Origin of the sequence: Enterobacter sp. DTU_2021_1002640_1_SI_PRY_ASU_LCPMC_013 (assembly GCF_032389435.1) — a bacterium.
GTDB classification, from domain to species: domain Bacteria; phylum Pseudomonadota; class Gammaproteobacteria; order Enterobacterales; family Enterobacteriaceae; genus Enterobacter; species Enterobacter hormaechei_C.
The window spans coordinates 2,398,227-2,415,340 of the sequence record NZ_CP135594.1 but is presented as its reverse complement, the minus strand read 5'-3'; the positions used below and the strand labels follow the sequence as shown (position 1 = coordinate 2,415,340).

Genomic DNA, 17,114 nt, shown 5'->3' with positions numbered 1-17,114 from the left:
GCCTGGCTATAAATGATATAGTGGTTATAGTTAACCCGTTTCTTATTATCAAATCGTCTTAAGCGATTGACGCATGCGCTAAATCGGATGGTCTGGCATGAAATTACAGCAGCTTCGCTATATCGTTGAGGTCGTCAATCATAACCTCAATGTCTCTTCCACCGCAGAAGGTCTTTATACCTCTCAGCCCGGCATCAGTAAGCAGGTGCGTATGCTGGAGGATGAGTTAGGTATTCAGATATTTGCCCGCAGCGGTAAGCACCTGACTCAGGTCACCCCGGCAGGACAGGAAATCATACGCATCGCACGGGAAGTGCTCTCCAAAGTCGACGCCATTAAATCCGTCGCCGGGGAACATACCTGGCCGGATAAAGGCTCTCTGTATATTGCCACCACGCATACACAGGCGCGTTATGCGCTTCCCGGGGTGATCAAAGGCTTCATAGAACGCTATCCCCGCGTTTCCCTGCATATGCATCAGGGCTCACCGACGCAAATCGCAGAGGCCGTGTCTAAAGGCAATGCAGACTTCGCTATCGCGACGGAAGCGCTCCATCTGTACGATGATCTGGTTATGCTCCCGTGCTACCACTGGAACCGCTCTATTGTCGTGACCCCGGATCACCCGCTGGCGGGGAAGGGCGAAGTGACAATCGAAGAACTGGCGCAATACCCGCTGGTGACCTATACGTTCGGCTTTACGGGCCGGTCTGAACTGGACACCGCGTTTAACCGCGCCGGATTAACGCCACGGATTGTCTTTACGGCGACGGATGCGGACGTCATAAAAACGTATGTGCGTCTGGGCCTGGGCGTTGGGGTTATTGCCAGCATGGCGGTGGATCCTGTCTCAGACCCGGATCTGGTGCGTCTGGATGCGCATGATATTTTCAGTCACAGCACCACCAAGATAGGTTTTCGTCGCAGCACGTTCCTGCGCAGCTATATGTATGATTTTATTCAACGCTTTGCGCCACATTTAACGCGCGATGTGGTGGATACAGCTGTGGCGTTACGCTCCAATGAAGACATCGAAGAGATGTTTAAAGACATTAAACTTCCCGCCAAATAATCACTCCCGGTATCTTTCTCTTGGGGAAAGATACCGTCATTCCGCTTTAAACCTGAATTAGAATTATCATCATCTACGCCCACTGTCATATATCGTCATAACCCATTTGATGACTATGGTTTTACTGTCGCAAATTTGCGACAAAAGTAGAAACTAATTTACAGCTGTGCAAATTATTCTTTTCAATTATTTATTTCTGGTCAAAAGATTGAATTTTCCCGGGCTCGGATACGTAAATTCACTGGCTTTTCGGCTAAAGTTTCTTTAGGATTTATCTCATCAGATGATTACTTGTGCCAATTGTTTGGTCTCTAAATGATAAGCGATATCGATTGTATGAGGTTAGCAATGCCGTCAGGAAGTGAAGAACCGCAAAGGGATCCCGCGCTTAAGCGTAAAGCCTGGCTGGCGGTCTTTCTTGGCTCTGCCCTGTTCTGGGTGGTGGTTGCTCTTCTTGTCTGGAATTACTGGGGTTGATTATGGTCATGACGGTGCGTACAGAAGCGAGAAAAGAGATGTGTCAGCTTCGTGACAATGCTCACAAAGCCCGTAAGGCGCCAGCAACCAGCGTGCCAGCTTCCTGGAAACTGACGCCGCAGCAGCAGGCCTTTATTGATGTGTTCGCGGAAGACGAACCCAAAAAACAATAATTTTGATTTTTGCGTAATGATGCAAATAGTCTGAATATAGACTGTGCACTTTTGTACTCCTTAATAAATACACATCAGCAATATAGAACGAGGGCAGACCTCGCAACCTTAAATAATTAAAGTCTGGTGTCCCTATGATGAATAACATGACAACCGTAAAATACTGGTCATGGCTCGGCGTATTCTCAGCGTCGATCCTCTTCTGGTGTCAGCTCCTCTGGCTGGCCTTGCACTAAATCGTAAAACCTCGCCACGGCGGGGTTTTTGTTTTATCCCTCGCGTTGGACCATTCCTAAATTTATCAATTTGGGTTGTTATCAAAACGTTACGACATCTTTGTGTTATCTTTAATTACAGCCCTGATGATTGTCAGGACATCCCTGTTTTTAAGGAGGAGCTTATGTCGTTAACCCTACGCGAAGCCAGTAAGGACACATTACAGGCGGAAAATAAAACCTGGCGCTACTACAGCTTACCGCTGGCTGCCAGAACGCTTGGGGACATTTCGCGGTTACCCAAGTCGTTGAAAGTCTTACTGGAAAACCTCTTGCGCTGGCAGGATGGCGACTCGGTTACCGAGGAGGATATCCAGGCTCTGGCAGGGTGGCTGAAAAATGCTCATGCAGACAGAGAAATTGCCTATCGCCCGGCCAGAGTGCTGATGCAGGATTTCACCGGCGTGCCAGCGGTGGTGGATTTAGCTGCCATGCGTGAAGCCGTTAAGCGTCTCGGGGGCGATACGGCTAAGGTTAACCCCTTGTCCCCGGTAGACCTCGTCATTGACCACTCCGTCACCGTCGATCACTTTGGTGACGACGATGCTTTCGGCGAAAACGTCCGTCTGGAGATGGAACGTAACCATGAACGCTACGTTTTTCTGAAATGGGGTCAGCAGGCGTTCAGCCGCTTCAGCGTTGTTCCACCGGGCACCGGCATTTGTCACCAGGTCAACCTGGAATATCTCGGCAAAGCCGTTTGGAGTGAATTGCAGGATAAAGAGTGGGTAGCTTACCCTGATACGCTGGTGGGCACCGATTCACACACCACCATGATTAACGGCCTTGGCGTTCTGGGCTGGGGCGTCGGTGGTATTGAAGCGGAAGCGGCCATGCTCGGCCAGCCGGTATCAATGCTCATTCCCGATGTGGTGGGCTTTAAGCTGACCGGTAAATTGTCCGAAGGCATTACCGCCACGGATCTGGTTCTGACGGTCACCCAGATGCTGCGTAAGCATGGCGTGGTGGGTAAGTTCGTTGAATTTTATGGCGATGGTCTGGATTCACTGCCGCTGGCGGACCGGGCCACCATCGCCAACATGGCACCGGAATATGGCGCGACCTGCGGCTTTTTCCCGATTGATAGCGTTACGCTGGAGTATATGCGCCTCAGTGGTCGCAGCGAGGAGCAGGTGGCTCTCGTTGAGGCTTATACCAAAGCGCAGGGCATGTGGCGTAACCCGGGTGACGAGCCGGTATTTACCAGTACGCTGGAGCTGGATATGGGCACCGTTGAGGCAAGCCTCGCAGGGCCAAAACGTCCGCAGGACCGCGTCGCCCTGAGCAACGTTCCGAAAGCCTTTGCCGCCAGCAATGAGCTGGAAGTTAACGCCGCACAAAAAGATCACCGTCCGGTGGACTATGTTCTGAACGGGCATCAGTATCAGCTCCCTGACGGCGCCGTGGTGATCGCCGCTATCACTTCCTGTACCAACACGTCCAACCCGAGTGTGTTAATGGCTGCCGGGCTGCTGGCAAAAAAAGCGGTAGAGCTGGGGCTCAAACCACAGCCTTGGGTTAAAGCCTCCCTGGCGCCTGGTTCGAAAGTGGTATCCGATTACCTGGCACAGGCCAGACTCACGCCTTACCTCGACGAGCTGGGCTTTAACCTGGTGGGCTACGGCTGTACGACCTGCATCGGTAACTCTGGTCCACTGCCTGAACCTATTGAAATGGCGATCAAGCAGGGGGATTTGACCGTTGGCGCGGTACTTTCCGGTAACCGAAACTTTGAAGGGCGTATTCATCCGCTAGTGAAAACCAACTGGCTGGCCTCGCCGCCGCTGGTTGTAGCCTATGCGCTGGCCGGAAACATGAACATTAACCTGGCGACCGATCCGATTGGTCACGATCGCAAAAATGAACCGGTCTATCTGAAAGACATCTGGCCATCATCGCGCGAAATTGCGCGCGCGGTAGAGAAAGTTTCCACCGAGATGTTCCGCAAAGAGTATGCGGAGGTGTTCGAAGGCACAGCGGAATGGAAAGCGATCGACGTGGTGGGGTCCGATACCTATGACTGGCAGGATGATTCCACCTATATTCGCCTGTCGCCATTCTTCGACGAAATGCTGGCGGAGCCTGCACCGCTGAAAGATATTCACGGCGCGCGCATTCTGGCGATGCTGGGCGATTCCGTCACCACCGACCATATCTCTCCGGCGGGGAGCATTAAGGCGGACAGTCCGGCAGGTCGGTATCTGCAAAGTCGTGGCGTGGAACGTCGCGATTTCAACTCCTACGGTTCGCGCCGCGGTAACCACGAAGTGATGATGCGCGGGACCTTTGCCAACATCCGCATTCGCAATGAAATGGTCCCAGGCGTGGAAGGGGGTATGACGCGCCACCTGCCGGATACAGAGGTCATTTCAATTTATGACGCAGCCATGAAGTATCAGCAGCAGGGTACGCCGCTGGCCGTTATTGCCGGTAAAGAGTACGGCTCCGGTTCCAGTCGCGACTGGGCGGCAAAAGGTCCGCGTCTGCTCGGGGTTCGCGTGGTGATTGCCGAATCCTTTGAACGTATCCACCGCTCAAACCTGATCGGGATGGGGATCCTGCCGCTGGAGTTTCCGCAGGGCGTAACGCGTAAAACGCTGGGTTTGACCGGGGAAGAGCAGATTGATATCAGCGGTCTGCAAAATCTGCAACCGGGTAAAACCGTTCCGGTGAAGTTAACGCGCGCAGATGGAACGACAGAAGTGCTGGATTGCCGGTGTCGTATTGATACGGCAACAGAGCTGACCTATTACCAGAACGACGGCATTTTACATTATGTAATTCGTAAGATGCTGGACTGATAAAACTCGCCCGGCACATGTGCCGGGCGTTTTGCGTTTACTCGCTCAGCAGATGCCCCATTTTGGCAGCTTTGGTATCGAGGTAGTGCGCGTTTTTTGGGTTGCGGCCGACAATCAGCGGTACGCGTTCCACAATATTGATGCCCGCTTCAGTGAGGATTTCCACTTTTTTCGGGTTATTGGTCAACAGACGCACTTCGTCAACGCCCAGCAGCTTGAACATATCCGCGCACAGGGTGAAATCGCGCTCGTCAGCAGCAAAGCCGAGCTGATGGTTCGCTTCGACGGTATCGTAGCCCTGATCCTGCAACGCGTAGGCGCGGATTTTATTCAGCAGGCCGATATTGCGTCCTTCCTGACGGTGATACAGCAGAACGCCACGACCTTCCTCTGCGATATGAGAAAGGGCGGCTTCAAGCTGAAAACCGCAGTCGCACCGCAGGCTGAACAGCGCGTCACCGGTCAGACACTCTGAATGAACGCGGGACAGCACCGGCGTTTGCCCCGAAATGTCGCCGAAAACCAGGGCGACGTGATCTTGCCCGGTTGCCAGTTCTTCAAAACCCACCATCAGGAAATCGCCCCATGGGGTTGGCAGTTTGGCTTCTGCCACACGTTTAAGCTGCATGTGATTCTCCAGACCAGGCTGACACGTTTCGTGCCTTTGCCCCATTATGCTTTCTGTATCGGACTATTTTGCCACAAGCCCGGCAACTTCACCTAATCACCACCACGCTTTACAAACGTTAAACGCACAATCCGACATATCCACCAGAATGATGAAATTCAGTTATGATTGTGGTGCTTAGTGAAAAAGGAGAGGACATGCTTTCAATTGCCAGACGAACGGCCGCAGGTGCCGCCGTATTGCTCGTTATACCCCTGGTCGTTTGGTTCTCCGGCTGGATGTGGCAGCCCGGACAAAACGAGACGTGGCTGAAAGCCTTATACTGGATAACCGAGACGGTCACCCAGCCGTGGGGGATTATTACGCACGTGCTGCTCTGTGGCTGGTTCCTGTGGTGCCTGCGCTTTCGCCTTCGCGCGGCGCTGGTACTGTTCGCTATTCTCGGCGGCGCCATACTTATCGGGCAAGGGGTGAAGTCGTGGGTCAAGGATCGCGTGCAGGAACCCCGTCCTTTCGTCGTCTGGCTGGAAAAAACGCATCATGTTCCGGTGGATGAGTTCTACAATTTAAAGCGTAAAGATCGCGGTGCGTTGGTAAAGGAGCAGCTTGCAGAACAGCAGGATATCCCGACCTTTTTACGCAAACACTGGCAAAAAGAGACCGGCTTTGCGTTTCCTTCCGGGCATACGATGTTTGCTGCCAGCTGGGCGCTACTTGGCGTGGGACTGCTGTGGCCGCGTCGGCGTACCCTCACGATTGCGATTTTGCTGGTCTGGGCGACAGGCGTAATGGGCAGCCGGATGCTGCTGGGGATGCACTGGCCGCGTGATTTGGTGGTGGCAACGCTGATCTCGTGGGTACTGGTGACGCTGGCGACCTGGCTTGCACAACGTTTTTGTGGACCATTGACGCCGCCGCCGGAAGAGAAGGAAGAAATAGCCGAAAGGGAGTCTGGCGGAACCTGAAGGTTGATATTCCGCATTTTGACCATAAATCCATGTAGGGCGCGTTACTTTTTCCATTTCGCGCCCGCCACTAAAATGGTAGCTTATAAGGCTGATTGCAGTGAGTTGAACACGCTTTATACGCTCGAACCACATAACGGGAAGTCATGTGAAATATTTACTCATTTTCTTACTGGTGTTGGCGATTTTTGTCATTTCAGTCACATTGGGCGCGCAAAACGATCAACAGGTAAGTTTTAACTATCTGCTGGCGCAGGGCGAGTACCGGGTGTCGAGCCTGCTGGCGGTGTTATTCGCGGCGGGTTTTGTCATCGGCTGGCTTGTATGCGGCCTGTTCTGGCTTAAAGTTCGTGTTTCTCTTGTTCGCGCTGAACGTAAAATTAAACGACTTGAACATCAACTTACGCCTGCGTCTGACATTCCGGCGAGCTCTGGTGTGCCGGTAGTCAAGGAATAATCGAATATGCTGGAGTTGTTGTTTCTGCTTTTGCCTGTCGCCGCAGCCTATGGCTGGTATATGGGCCGCAGAAGCGCGCAACAAACAAAACAGGATGAAGCAAACCGACTCTCCCGTGACTACGTAGCGGGGGTGAACTTCCTGCTGAGCAATCAGCAGGACAAAGCGGTGGATCTGTTCCTCGACATGCTTAAAGAGGATACCGGCACCGTTGAGGCGCATCTCACCCTGGGAAACCTGTTCCGCTCGCGCGGAGAGGTTGACCGTGCCATTCGTATCCACCAGACCCTGATGGAAAGCGCTTCGTTGACCTATGAGCAACGGTTGCTGGCCGTGCAGCAGCTTGGGCGGGATTACATGGCCGCGGGGCTTTACGATCGCGCCGAGGATATGTTCTCTCAGCTGGTGGATGAGACGGACTTCCGTATCGGTGCGCTTCAGCAGCTTCTGCAAATCTATCAGGCCACCAGCGACTGGCAAAAAGCGATTGATACCGCCGAACGGCTGGTCAAACTCGGCAAAGACAAACAGCGCGTCGAAATTGCCCACTTCTATTGCGAGCTGGCTCTCCAGCAGATGGGTAGCGATGACATGGATAAAGCCATGGCATTGTTAAAGAAAGGCGCCGCGGCCGATCGCAACAGCGCGCGCATCTCGATCATGATGGGGCGGGTCTTTATGGCTAACGGTGATTACGCCAAAGCCGTGGAGAGCCTGCTTCGCGTTATCGATCAGGACAAAGAGCTGGTCAGCGAAACGCTGGAAATGCTGCAAACCTGCTATCAGCAGTTAGGTAAGCAGGACGAGTGGGTTGCGTTTCTGCGTCGCTGCGTTGAAGAAAACACCGGTGCCACAGCCGAACTGATGCTATCCGACGTCGTTGAAGAGCACGAAGGGAGTGATACCGCCCAGGTTTACATTACCCGTCAGTTGCAGCGTCATCCTACCATGCGGGTATTCCATAAGCTGATGGATTACCACCTTAATGACGCAGAAGAAGGGCGTGCTAAAGAGAGCCTGATGGTGCTGCGAGACATGGTGGGTGAACAGGTGCGGAGCAAACCGCGCTATCGCTGCCAGAAATGCGGCTTCACCGCCTATTCGCTTTATTGGCATTGCCCTTCCTGCCGGGCGTGGTCCACCATTAAGCCAATCCGAGGTCTGGACGGGCAGTGATTTTTTAAAACGCCGCATTTTAGTTACAACATACTAATGGTTGCAGTGATTTCGTCAGCACCGTGCGGTCTGGGGTTCGGCAGGAAAATCATTCGATTCTGTTCATTTACCCCGAGGGCAGGTAGAATGCACGCCGTTTATCTGTTCCGCGCCGCTGCGCGCCCATAGACGAAAAGGGCTGGTCATGACGTCTGTTACATCCTCCACTTCCCGCGTAGTTACCGATTCTCCCGTAGTTGTTGCTCTGGATTACAATAACCGTGACGCCGCACTGGCCTTTGTTGATGGCATTGATCCCCGCGACTGCCGTCTGAAAGTAGGCAAAGAGATGTTTACGCTGTTCGGCCCACAAATCGTCCGCGATCTGCACCAGCGTGGCTTCGACGTTTTCCTCGACCTGAAATTCCATGATATTCCGAATACCACTGCGCACGCCGTAGCTGCGGCGGCTGAACTGGGCGTGTGGATGGTTAACGTTCATGCATCCGGCGGGGCACGCATGATGACGGCTGCGCGCGAAGCGCTGGTGCCGTTTGGCAATGACGCTCCGCTTCTAATCGCTGTCACCGTGCTGACCAGTATGGATGAATCCGACCTGCGCGATCTGGGTGTGACGTTGTCACCTGCCGAACACGCGGAGCGTCTGGCGCGCCTCACGCAACAGTGTGGTCTCAATGGCGTGGTCTGTTCGGCTCAGGAGGCGGTTCGCTTCAAATCTGTGCTAGGCCGCGACTTTAAACTGGTAACGCCAGGTATCCGTCCGGCAGGCACCGAGTCTGGGGATCAGCGACGCATCATGACGCCAGAGCAGGCGCTGAGCGCGGGTGTAGACTATATGGTGATTGGTCGCCCGGTGACGCAATCCGCTCATCCGGCAAAGACCCTGAAAGCGATTAATGCATCACTGAAAAAGGGGGCATAATGCGTGACGCCAACAGTCGTCTGGTCTATTCAACGGATACCGGGCGCATTGAAGAGCCAAAAGAGAAAGCTGAACGTCCGAAAGGCGATGGTATCGTACGAATTCAGCGCCAGACCAGCGGCAGAAAAGGGAAAGGGGTTTGCCTTATCACCGGCATTGACCTGGATGATGCAGACCTGGTAAAACTCGCCGCTGAGCTTAAAAAGAAGTGCGGATGCGGTGGGGCAGTAAAAGACGGCATTATTGAGATTCAGGGCGATAAACGGGATTTAATTAAAACGCTGCTGGAAGCCAAAGGTATGAAAGTCAAACTGGCGGGCGGCTAAAATAAATGAGCCACGGACATTGCCGTGGCTCTTTTTTTACGTGCGTAAGTCAGACCTGAAAATACAAAATATATTATTATACCGGTGAGAGCCGTTGTGGTGATTATTTGCCCACCTGGTGACCGATAACACCACCTACGGCAGCACCACCTAATGTACCCAGCGTACTACCATCCGTTAATACTGCACCACCAAGCGCACCAGCACCGGCACCAATCGCGGTGTTACGGTCACGTTTAGACCAGTTAGAGCAAGCGCTCAGGGACATTGCTACAGTGATTGCCAGAACAGCGGCGGCTAATTTTTTGCTGGTAAAGGTCATAATACTTTCTCCTGAATTATCGATTCACGGAAAGGAATGCACTTTAAGTATAGACAATATCCATACTTAAATTCTGTTCCCGTGAAAGCTGGTCGCGCAGGTGTTTCATCATCACGCAGGTGATAGTCACTTCCTGTTATATCGCTAATATTAATTTTACGTGTTTAGAACGGTTTCAACAGGTAAAAACTCTTAAAGGCAGGGTCAGAATACTCTCAGAGAAAGGTTTAAGTGCGCCCATTATTCGGGCGCAGCAGGATAATCAGGCCGTTTTTTTCACAATATCGACAGTCAGGCCGTCTTGTTCTAATTGCTGGCGATATTCATCGCGCAAACGCTCATCCGTAATCACACGGCTGAAGCGCGAAGCCGGACCCATCGTATAAGGGTGTACGGCGCCAAACTTAGAGCTGTCGGTCAGCACTATCGCTTCACACTCTTTGGCGAGCACTGCGTTAACCACGTCTGAACGCATCATGTCGCGACCGGTAAAGCCGGTGTCGGGCTGCCAGCCGTCAATACCAATGAATGCTTTACTGAAGTGAACCTGCTGAACATATTGACGCGTTAATGGCCCCACCATGCTTTCGCTTTTCTTCTGGTAAATGCCGCCCAGCAGTATCACCTCGCACTGAGTTTCCTTCAACAGATGGGCGATATAGCTGCTTACGGTGATGATGGTAACGTCTTTTTGATCGGCGAGCGTGCGCGCCAGAAGGGCATTACTGCTGCCATTTTCAATAAAGACGGTCTCACCGTTATTCACTAAGGATGCAGCAAACTCCGCCAGCTCCCGCTTGAGCGCATAATTGTTCATCATGCGGGTTTCGACGTCGTCGCTGTCCAGTGGAACGGCATATCCGTGCGCACGCCGCAGGTAGCTCTGTTTTTCCAGCAGATTCAGATCCTGACGAATGGTGACTTCAGAAACGCCGGTGGCTTTAGCGAGATCGACCACGCTTACGCGTCCCTGATCGATCACCATCTGCAAAATGATTTGTTGTCGGGAATTCATAGCATCCATTTAAAAGGCAAGGGCGGAAACGACGTGGCTACACTTCCCACGGGGCTTTAGGTTGAGTGGATTCTGGAGCGTTATCAGCGCCGTTCTCAGCCAGCAGTTCAGACTTGAGGATTTCAAGGTTACGGATAGCAGAGTGATAATCGCCTGCGACAAGAATATCCAGCACAGTATCAATACGCTGTGCCACGGCTGTTGCATCAATGTTAGACATAAGCTCACCCTGAAGCGAAAAGTTAATATTATCAATGATGCAGAAAATTGATTCAAAAGAGAAGGTAAAAAATGCAATAACCAAAGTTCATAAATGAAAGTGATAAATTTGGCCCCCGTATGCTGCGGGTTGTAGGGGTGGATTAGTCTAAAACTGCGCGCAACGCGCTTTTTTATAAGAGGAATTCGACTATGACAGTTATCAACCAGACAACCTGCACATTGTTTACTGATGCTGAACGATTCACTCAACTGGCGGCTTATTATGAGGCCGAACGGCGTACGGTGTGGATGATGTTACGTGCCACGCCACGGCCTTGCTTCAATCATGCGCTGATCGAGGAGATCATGAATCTCTCCTGGCTGGTTCGACAGTCCGGATTTGTCGTTGATTTTTGGGTCACCGGATCGCTGGTCCCCGACATCTACAATACCGGCGGTGATTTACAGTTCTTCGTTGAGTGCATCAAAAACAACCGACGCGAAGCGTTACGCGCCTATGCCCGGGCCTGTGTGGACTGCGTTCATGCCGCCTCGCGAGGGTTTGATACCGGAGCTGTCACGCTGGCTATGGTGGAAGGAAGCGCGTTAGGGGGCGGGTTTGAAGCCGCGCTGGCGCATCATTTCATTCTGGCCCAGCGCGATGCCCGATTAGGCTTTCCGGAAATCGCGTTCAATCTGTTCCCGGGCATGGGCGGCTATTCACTGGTGGCGCGTCGTGCCGGCATGAAAATGGCGGAGGCGCTGATCTACAAAGGTGAGACGCATACGGCGGAATGGTATGAGCAGTATGGTCTTGTGGATCTCTTATTCGAGCCGTTACAGAGCTATGTTTCGGTGCGGACGTTTATCGACACGCTACAGCCGAAGCTCAACGGCGTAAGGGCCATGCTGCGTGCGCGTACGCGCGTGCTGCCACTTCCGCGAAGCGAGCTGATGGACATTACCGAGGATTGGGTTGATGCCGCCTTCTGCCTTGAACCGAAGGATATCGCCTACATGGAGCGGCTGGTTATGCTGCAAAATCGCCATCAGGCGACGGGCTTACGCAAAGCCAGCTAACGGACATTTCTGGCCTGATAGCGCTTTAGCCATCGCTCGAATGCGGCAGCGGGCATGGGCTTAGCAAAAAGATAACCCTGCCGTTCGTTGACGCCATTCTTCGTCAGAAAGGCGTCTTCTTTTGCACTTTCCACCCCTTCAGCAATGACCTGCAAATTTAACGCCTGCGCCACGGCGACTATCGCACGCACCAGCGACTGTGAAATAGACTGCTTATGAATGTCCCGCACGAAAGACTGGTCAAGCTTAATGGCATCGATAGGGAAGCGCGCCAGCTGCGACAGGGAAGAGTACCCCGTACCAAAGTCATCCAGGTGAATTTGCGCTCCCAGGCGGCTAAACTGCTGGATCACTGACAGGGCCAGCTCTTCATTTTCAATGAGACAGCTTTCGGTCAATTCCACGTCAATCGGGCAGTATTCAAAATTCAGGTCTTTCAGCGCCTGCTTCAGGTCGCTGAAGATGGTCTGGTCCGCCAACTGACGGGCGGAGACGTTGACCGCGACGCGAAGGTTGATCCCCTTGTCGCGCCATTTTGCCACCTGGCGCACCACATCAAGCATAACCCAGCGGCCCAGGGGCACAATCAGCCCTGACTCCTCAGCATAGGAGATAAACTCCATCGGCGGGATCAGGCCACGCTCTGGGGACTGCCAGCGCACCAGCGCCTCCAGACTTCTGACTTCGCCGCGCCAGGTTATTTTGGGCTGGTAGTGGATTAACAGCTGATCGTTATCCAGCGCTTTACGCAGGTTGGTATCCAGCCACAGGTATTCAAATACGCGCTGGTTCATCTCTGGCGAGAAGACGCAGAATTTGCCCCGGCCATTTTCTTTGGCGGTGTACATGGCGGTGTCGGCATTACGAATGACGCTTTCGCGATCGTTACCGTGCTGGGGCGCAAGCGCGATGCCCAGCGAGCAGCCGGTGTAAACCTCTATCAGTCCAATGCGGAAAGGCTGACGAAGTCGGGTCAGTATGCGCGATGCCATGGCTTCCAGCGCGCCCTGCGAGGTATCGGTGGCTAGCACGATAAATTCATCCCCACCCAGGCGCGCCAGGGTTTGTCCTTCGTCCAGGCAGCTCAGGATCGCCAGCGCAACGGCCTGTAGCAGCTGGTCGCCAAACATATGCCCATAGGCATCGTTCACTTTTTTAAAGTTATCCAGATCGAGATAAACCACGCCTACCTGGGTGTCACCCCGAGCGGTGATGGCATCAGAGATCAGCTCATGGATGGCGTTTCGGTTAGGCAAACCGGTAATCGTATCCGTATTGGCGAGTACGCGCAGGCGCTCCTGGGCCCGACGCTCTTCGGTTATGTCGGTACCTGAACAGATGAGGAAAATTTCATTTTTCCCGCTGCCGCTGTGAACAAATTTATTTCTGAAGAGAAACAGGCGCTGCCCTTTGCGGGTCTTGATCCAGCGTTCAACTTCGTACGAGCTGCCGTTACGAAAAAAACCGGTGATGTTGCGTTTGGAGGCCGCGGCTTCGCTACGGCTCATAAACAGTTTGAACACGTTTTGCCCGATAACTTCCTGTTCCTTCAGGCCCGTATATTCTTCACTTAAACGGTTGAAGCGCTGAATATTCCCGTTCTGGTCGAGGATCACAATCACGGAGTTAGCCTCGGACACTACCTGTTCGGCGAAGGAGAGCCCCTGCGCCAGGTCCCGCGCCACGGAAGGAGTATCGTTCCAGGCTGATGCCGTTCCTGCCCACTCATTTTTGTTAATTTTACGGCCGACAAGATGAACGGGAACGTCCACACCGTACAAGGGCAGGGTCATGGCAATGCTGGAGGTTATCACGGTGAGCTGGCGGATTAGCGCGGCCTGCTCATCATTCAGCGCCACCACCTGAATGATGTCAGCGCTTTCACTGGCAGCAAGATGAAGAGCATTGCTGTCTGCTGTCAGTCGCCACCAGGGGCTATGCGTACCCATGTAACGAAACAGCAAATTCTGCTCCAGATCGTCCATCACGTTTTCTCCCGCGGCTGCTGAGTAGCGCACAAATTATTCATTTGCAGTCGACAATGACGGCTCTCTTTTACTGTAGATAATTCTGGCGAAATGTGGCGATGGGAAACAGAAAAGTGTGAGAAAAAACGATGATTTTGCGGGAGATAATACAGAAGAGAACTCCCGGCCACCCCTTAACGGAACGGCCGGAAGTTTACGCGGTTATCAGGCGACAGGGCGCGCGATAATACTGCGGGTTTCCATGCGCACTTCAGCGATGGTGACATCAATCACGTCAGTGACCTTGTAAACCGTTTCGCCTTTAATTTGCACGGTCCCGTTTTCCTGGCTACAAACCAGTTCGTCGCGAACGGCATGCAGGAACGGGGCAGGAATAAAGGCAACGGCGCCATTATCCACCAGACGAACGCGCATACCGCCGCGGCTGATGTCAATGATTTCAGCCGGGAAACGGGTGTCAGTCCCTGCCTTATCATTCAGGAAGCGCGCGTATAACCAGTCGCCGACATCACGCTCCGCCATACGGTTGAGACGGCGACGTTCTGCCATCTGCAACGTCGTATCATCCTGTGGGCGGGCAACAGATTCCCCTTTGATGATCGCTTTCAGCAGACGATGGTTAACCATGTCGCCGTACTTACGGATCGGGGAGGTCCAGGTCGCGTAAGCCTCAAGGCCAAGGCCGAAGTGCGGGCCTGGCTCGGTGCTGATTTCCGCAAAGGACTGGAAGCGGCGAATACGGCTGTCAAGGAACCCTGAAGGCTGCGCGTCCAGCTCGCGGCGCAGTTTGCAGAAACCTTGCAGGGTCAGCACTTCCTCAGGATCGACGTGTACGTCATGGGTTTTCAGCAGGGCAGCCAGCGCTTCGGTGTTCGCCGGATCAAACCCGGTGTGCACGTTGTAAATGCCAAAGCCTAATTTGTCGCGCAGCACGCGGGCGGCACAAATGTTGGCGGATATCATCGCTTCTTCAACGATGCGGTTGGCAATACGGCGCGGCTCAGCGACGATATTCAGCACTTCACCTTTTTCACCCAGCACAAAACGGTAGTCCGGACGATCTTTGAAGACCAGCGCGTGAGTTTGACGCCATTCGCTGCGGCTCAGGCAGACGCGGTGCAGCAGACGAATTTGTGCGGCAATGTTGTCGGACTCGGGTTTCCAGCTGCCCGTGTTCTCCAGCCAGTCGGACACGTCGTCATAGGCCAGCTTGGCTTTGGATTCGATGGTGGCGGCGAAGAATTCAATATCTTCTTCAATGGTACCGTCAGCCGCAATGGTCATCCGACAGGCCAGCACCGGACGTACTTTGTGCGCACGCAGCGAGCAAAGATCGTCGGAGAGTTCACGCGGCAACATCGGAATGTTAAAACCCGGCAGGTAGTTGGTGAACGAGCGCACTTTGGCCATCTCGTCCAGCTTGCTGCCTTCGACAATCCATGCGGTAGGGTCGGCAATTGCGACGGTCAGATGCAGTTTGCCATCGGCTGTCTCTTCGGCATACAGCGCATCGTCCATATCCTCAGTGCTGGCGCTGTCGATGGTGACAAAGTCCAGTGCCGTCAGATCGCGACGTTCCAGACCTTCGTCCTGCATTTCAGTCGCCACGCCCTCAGGCGCTTCTTTTTCGAGGTTGTGGCGCGCCAGCGTCACCCACCATGGGACGAAATGGTCGTCGCCGAAGGTAATGTATTGGGTAAGCTCGGCGTAGAAACCGCGATCGCCTTTTAAAGGATGACGGCGCATCTCAGCAACCGCCCAGTCACCCTCAACAAAATCATGCTCAACGCCACGCGCGGCGCGGCACGGAATAGCATCTTTCAGGAGAGGATGGTCCGGCACGACAGAAAGACGATCGTCTTTTTTATGCACTTTCCCGACAAAGCGGGTCAGGAAAGGTTCGATCAGTGCTTCCGGCTCGGCAGACTCTCGTTCCTTTTCGGTATGAATAACGGCCGAAATGCGGTCGCCATGCATCACTTTCTTCATCTGAGGAGGCGGAATGAAGTAGCTCTTCTGCCCGTCAACTTCAAGAAAGCCAAAGCCCTTTTCCGTGGCTTTTACGACCCCTTCTGCACGCGGCGTCTGGGAATGCAGTTGCTGTTTAAGCTGCGCTAGCAGCGGGTTGTCCTGAAACATAATGTTCTATTTTCGTAGCCATTGAGCGGCTGACAGTTTTACGCGAATCTCACTGCTACAGCAAGCGCTCTTTAGGTAAAGAGTATGGTTATTCCTCTTTGCCGAGCGCCACGCGCAGACGGTCCAGCCAGCCATAAAATGCATCTCGGGTAAGCAGGTTGATGGCCTTCTCTGGCGAGAGTCCTGACCCGGTCAGGGGCGTTAACTGGGCGGCGCTAAAGCGATCCGGAGAGGCGACGAGCAGCGCACGAGCGGCTGAAAGCATCGAAGACGCAGGGCCTTCACTTCGCGGATGGTTAAGCAGAATTTCGCCCGTCAGATCAAGCAGCATCGGCTCATGACACAGCACAGGAGTAAGCGCTTCAAGCGCCGGTTCCGCCTGCCAGCGTGAGAGCGCCTCAAGCTGAAGCGCACTGGCATATTTTAGCTCAACCGCGGGTAGCGTGGCGGTCCATCTGCTGAAACTGACCGGCAGCGTATGGGGCTGAATGTGGTGCCCGGGCAGCCAGCGTACCGGATGGCCAAGCAATGCCTGAAATACCGCGACCACTCGCGCCTGAAAACCGACAAAGCCGATGATCTGGTTGATAAGCACAATGTCATACGTTGTGAGTCCAACCTCATCAAGCTGGTTTTGGGCTTTATCATCGATGACATCGGGTGAGCTGGCTAACTGGCGGGCATACTGGGTAATTTCTGCAAGGCGTCGATTGCTTTCCCGGGAGGAGTCCGGCCCCGGAAGAGGGGCGAGCAGAGCAGCGTAGTGGTTACAGAGCCGCTGAACGCCACACGCCTGGGCAACCGTTAATGCCGTACTCAGCCTGTCGTAGGCGCTGAGCGTATGCAGACGGTTCACGGGAGTATCAAGCGGGAACAAAAGATGACACAGGGTTCGGGCAGGCGTAAGCCAACCAGCGCAGCTTGCGAGAATGTCTTCAGGCAGGGCTAAATCGAGCAAAAAACGGTCGTCGACGTTAGCGGCTTCGGGCACCAGCGGCAGAACGTCCGTCTGCGAATGATTCGACTGGGTTTCATGATACCAGTGGCCTTTGCCGGAAAAACGGCGTTGTTCCATGGGCGTTCCTTGATCTCAAAAT

Annotated in this window: 18 protein-coding genes; 11 read left to right on the top strand and 7 right to left on the bottom strand. The window is 53.6% G+C overall.

The annotated features are described in order from the left end of the window. Positions 1–97: 97 nt before the first annotated feature. From cysB to acnA, 5 genes are all read left to right on the top strand, one after another. Complete coding sequence (cysB, locus tag RS584_RS11505) at positions 98–1,072, top strand: HTH-type transcriptional regulator CysB (RefSeq protein WP_006810844.1); 975 nt, start codon at positions 98–100, stop codon at positions 1,070–1,072. A gap of 336 nt (positions 1,073–1,408) precedes the next feature. Next, positions 1,409–1,549 (top strand): YmiA family putative membrane protein, encoded by a 141-nt coding sequence (locus RS584_RS11500; RefSeq protein ID WP_213083754.1) that lies wholly within the window; start codon positions 1,409–1,411, stop codon positions 1,547–1,549. An 8-nt stretch (positions 1,550–1,557) separates the two neighbouring features. After that, entirely contained in the window at positions 1,558–1,722 is a 165-nt protein-coding gene (locus RS584_RS11495; protein ID WP_162183706.1) for a hypothetical protein, read from the top strand. A 137-nt stretch (positions 1,723–1,859) separates the two neighbouring features. After that, positions 1,860–1,958, top strand: coding sequence for a small membrane protein YmiC (gene ymiC / locus RS584_RS11490; protein WP_032103392.1), 99 nt, complete (start codon positions 1,860–1,862; stop codon positions 1,956–1,958). A gap of 164 nt (positions 1,959–2,122) precedes the next feature. Next, positions 2,123–4,798 (top strand): aconitate hydratase AcnA, encoded by a 2,676-nt coding sequence (acnA, locus tag RS584_RS11485; protein ID WP_017693321.1) that lies wholly within the window; start codon positions 2,123–2,125, stop codon positions 4,796–4,798. 37 nt (positions 4,799–4,835) lie between these two features. Here acnA and ribA read toward each other — a convergent pair whose 3' ends face one another. After that, positions 4,836–5,426 carry a GTP cyclohydrolase II gene (gene ribA / locus RS584_RS11480; protein ID WP_003856813.1) on the bottom strand — a complete coding sequence of 197 codons (591 nt, stop codon included), beginning with the start codon at positions 5,424–5,426 and terminating at the stop codon, positions 4,836–4,838. Between the two features lie 197 nt (positions 5,427–5,623). On the opposite strand from ribA, the gene pgpB reads away from it, so the two are divergent. The 5 genes from pgpB (at position 5,624) to yciH (ending at position 9,272) form a co-directional block, all read left to right on the top strand. Then, positions 5,624–6,391, top strand: a complete 768-nt coding sequence (gene pgpB / locus RS584_RS11475) for a phosphatidylglycerophosphatase B (RefSeq protein WP_003856815.1) — start codon at positions 5,624–5,626, stop codon at positions 6,389–6,391. Positions 6,392–6,539: 148 nt separating this feature from the next. After that, on the top strand, positions 6,540–6,848 hold the full coding sequence (locus RS584_RS11470; RefSeq protein ID WP_003856817.1) for a LapA family protein: 309 nt from the start codon (positions 6,540–6,542) through the stop codon (positions 6,846–6,848). A gap of 6 nt (positions 6,849–6,854) precedes the next feature. Then, positions 6,855–8,024, top strand: coding sequence for a lipopolysaccharide assembly protein LapB (gene lapB, locus RS584_RS11465; protein WP_003856819.1), 1,170 nt, complete (start codon positions 6,855–6,857; stop codon positions 8,022–8,024). Positions 8,025–8,208: 184 nt separating this feature from the next. Continuing rightward, positions 8,209–8,946 carry an orotidine-5'-phosphate decarboxylase gene (gene pyrF / locus RS584_RS11460; protein ID WP_315749878.1) on the top strand — a complete coding sequence of 246 codons (738 nt, stop codon included), beginning with the start codon at positions 8,209–8,211 and terminating at the stop codon, positions 8,944–8,946. Further along, positions 8,946–9,272, top strand: a complete 327-nt coding sequence (yciH, locus tag RS584_RS11455; protein ID WP_047740452.1) for a stress response translation initiation inhibitor YciH — start codon at positions 8,946–8,948, stop codon at positions 9,270–9,272. Before pyrF ends, yciH begins: the two co-directional genes overlap by 1 nt. 103 nt (positions 9,273–9,375) lie before the next feature. On the opposite strand, the gene osmB is transcribed toward yciH, so the two are convergent. From osmB to RS584_RS11440, 3 genes are all read right to left on the bottom strand, one after another. Beyond that, positions 9,376–9,594 carry an osmotically-inducible lipoprotein OsmB gene (gene osmB / locus RS584_RS11450; RefSeq protein ID WP_017384212.1) on the bottom strand — a complete coding sequence of 73 codons (219 nt, stop codon included), beginning with the start codon at positions 9,592–9,594 and terminating at the stop codon, positions 9,376–9,378. A 262-nt stretch (positions 9,595–9,856) separates the two neighbouring features. After that, positions 9,857–10,609: a DNA-binding transcriptional regulator YciT gene (locus RS584_RS11445; RefSeq protein ID WP_017384211.1), complete on the bottom strand. Its 753-nt coding sequence runs from the start codon at positions 10,607–10,609 to the stop codon at positions 9,857–9,859. Positions 10,610–10,646: 37 nt separating this feature from the next. Further along, a complete protein-coding gene (locus RS584_RS11440; RefSeq protein ID WP_003856825.1) occupies positions 10,647–10,829 on the bottom strand; it encodes a hypothetical protein in 183 nt (60 codons plus the stop codon). Between the two features lie 191 nt (positions 10,830–11,020). Between RS584_RS11440 and RS584_RS11435 the strand changes: the two genes are divergently transcribed. Continuing rightward, positions 11,021–11,890, top strand: a complete 870-nt coding sequence (locus RS584_RS11435) for a crotonase/enoyl-CoA hydratase family protein (RefSeq protein WP_017384209.1) — start codon at positions 11,021–11,023, stop codon at positions 11,888–11,890. Here the strand turns inward: RS584_RS11435 and pdeR are convergent. The 3 genes from pdeR to RS584_RS11420 form a co-directional block, all read right to left on the bottom strand. Beyond that, complete coding sequence (pdeR, locus tag RS584_RS11430) at positions 11,887–13,878, bottom strand: cyclic di-GMP phosphodiesterase (RefSeq protein WP_032672072.1); 1,992 nt, start codon at positions 13,876–13,878, stop codon at positions 11,887–11,889. The two genes, RS584_RS11435 and pdeR, sit on opposite strands and share 4 nt — an antisense overlap. Before the next feature lie 204 nt (positions 13,879–14,082). Next, positions 14,083–16,017, bottom strand: a complete 1,935-nt coding sequence (locus RS584_RS11425) for an exoribonuclease II (protein ID WP_047725973.1) — start codon at positions 16,015–16,017, stop codon at positions 14,083–14,085. 88 nt (positions 16,018–16,105) lie between these two features. Then, on the bottom strand, positions 16,106–17,092 hold the full coding sequence (locus tag RS584_RS11420) for a CMD domain-containing protein (RefSeq protein ID WP_193042496.1): 987 nt from the start codon (positions 17,090–17,092) through the stop codon (positions 16,106–16,108). Positions 17,093–17,114 lie beyond the last annotated feature (22 nt).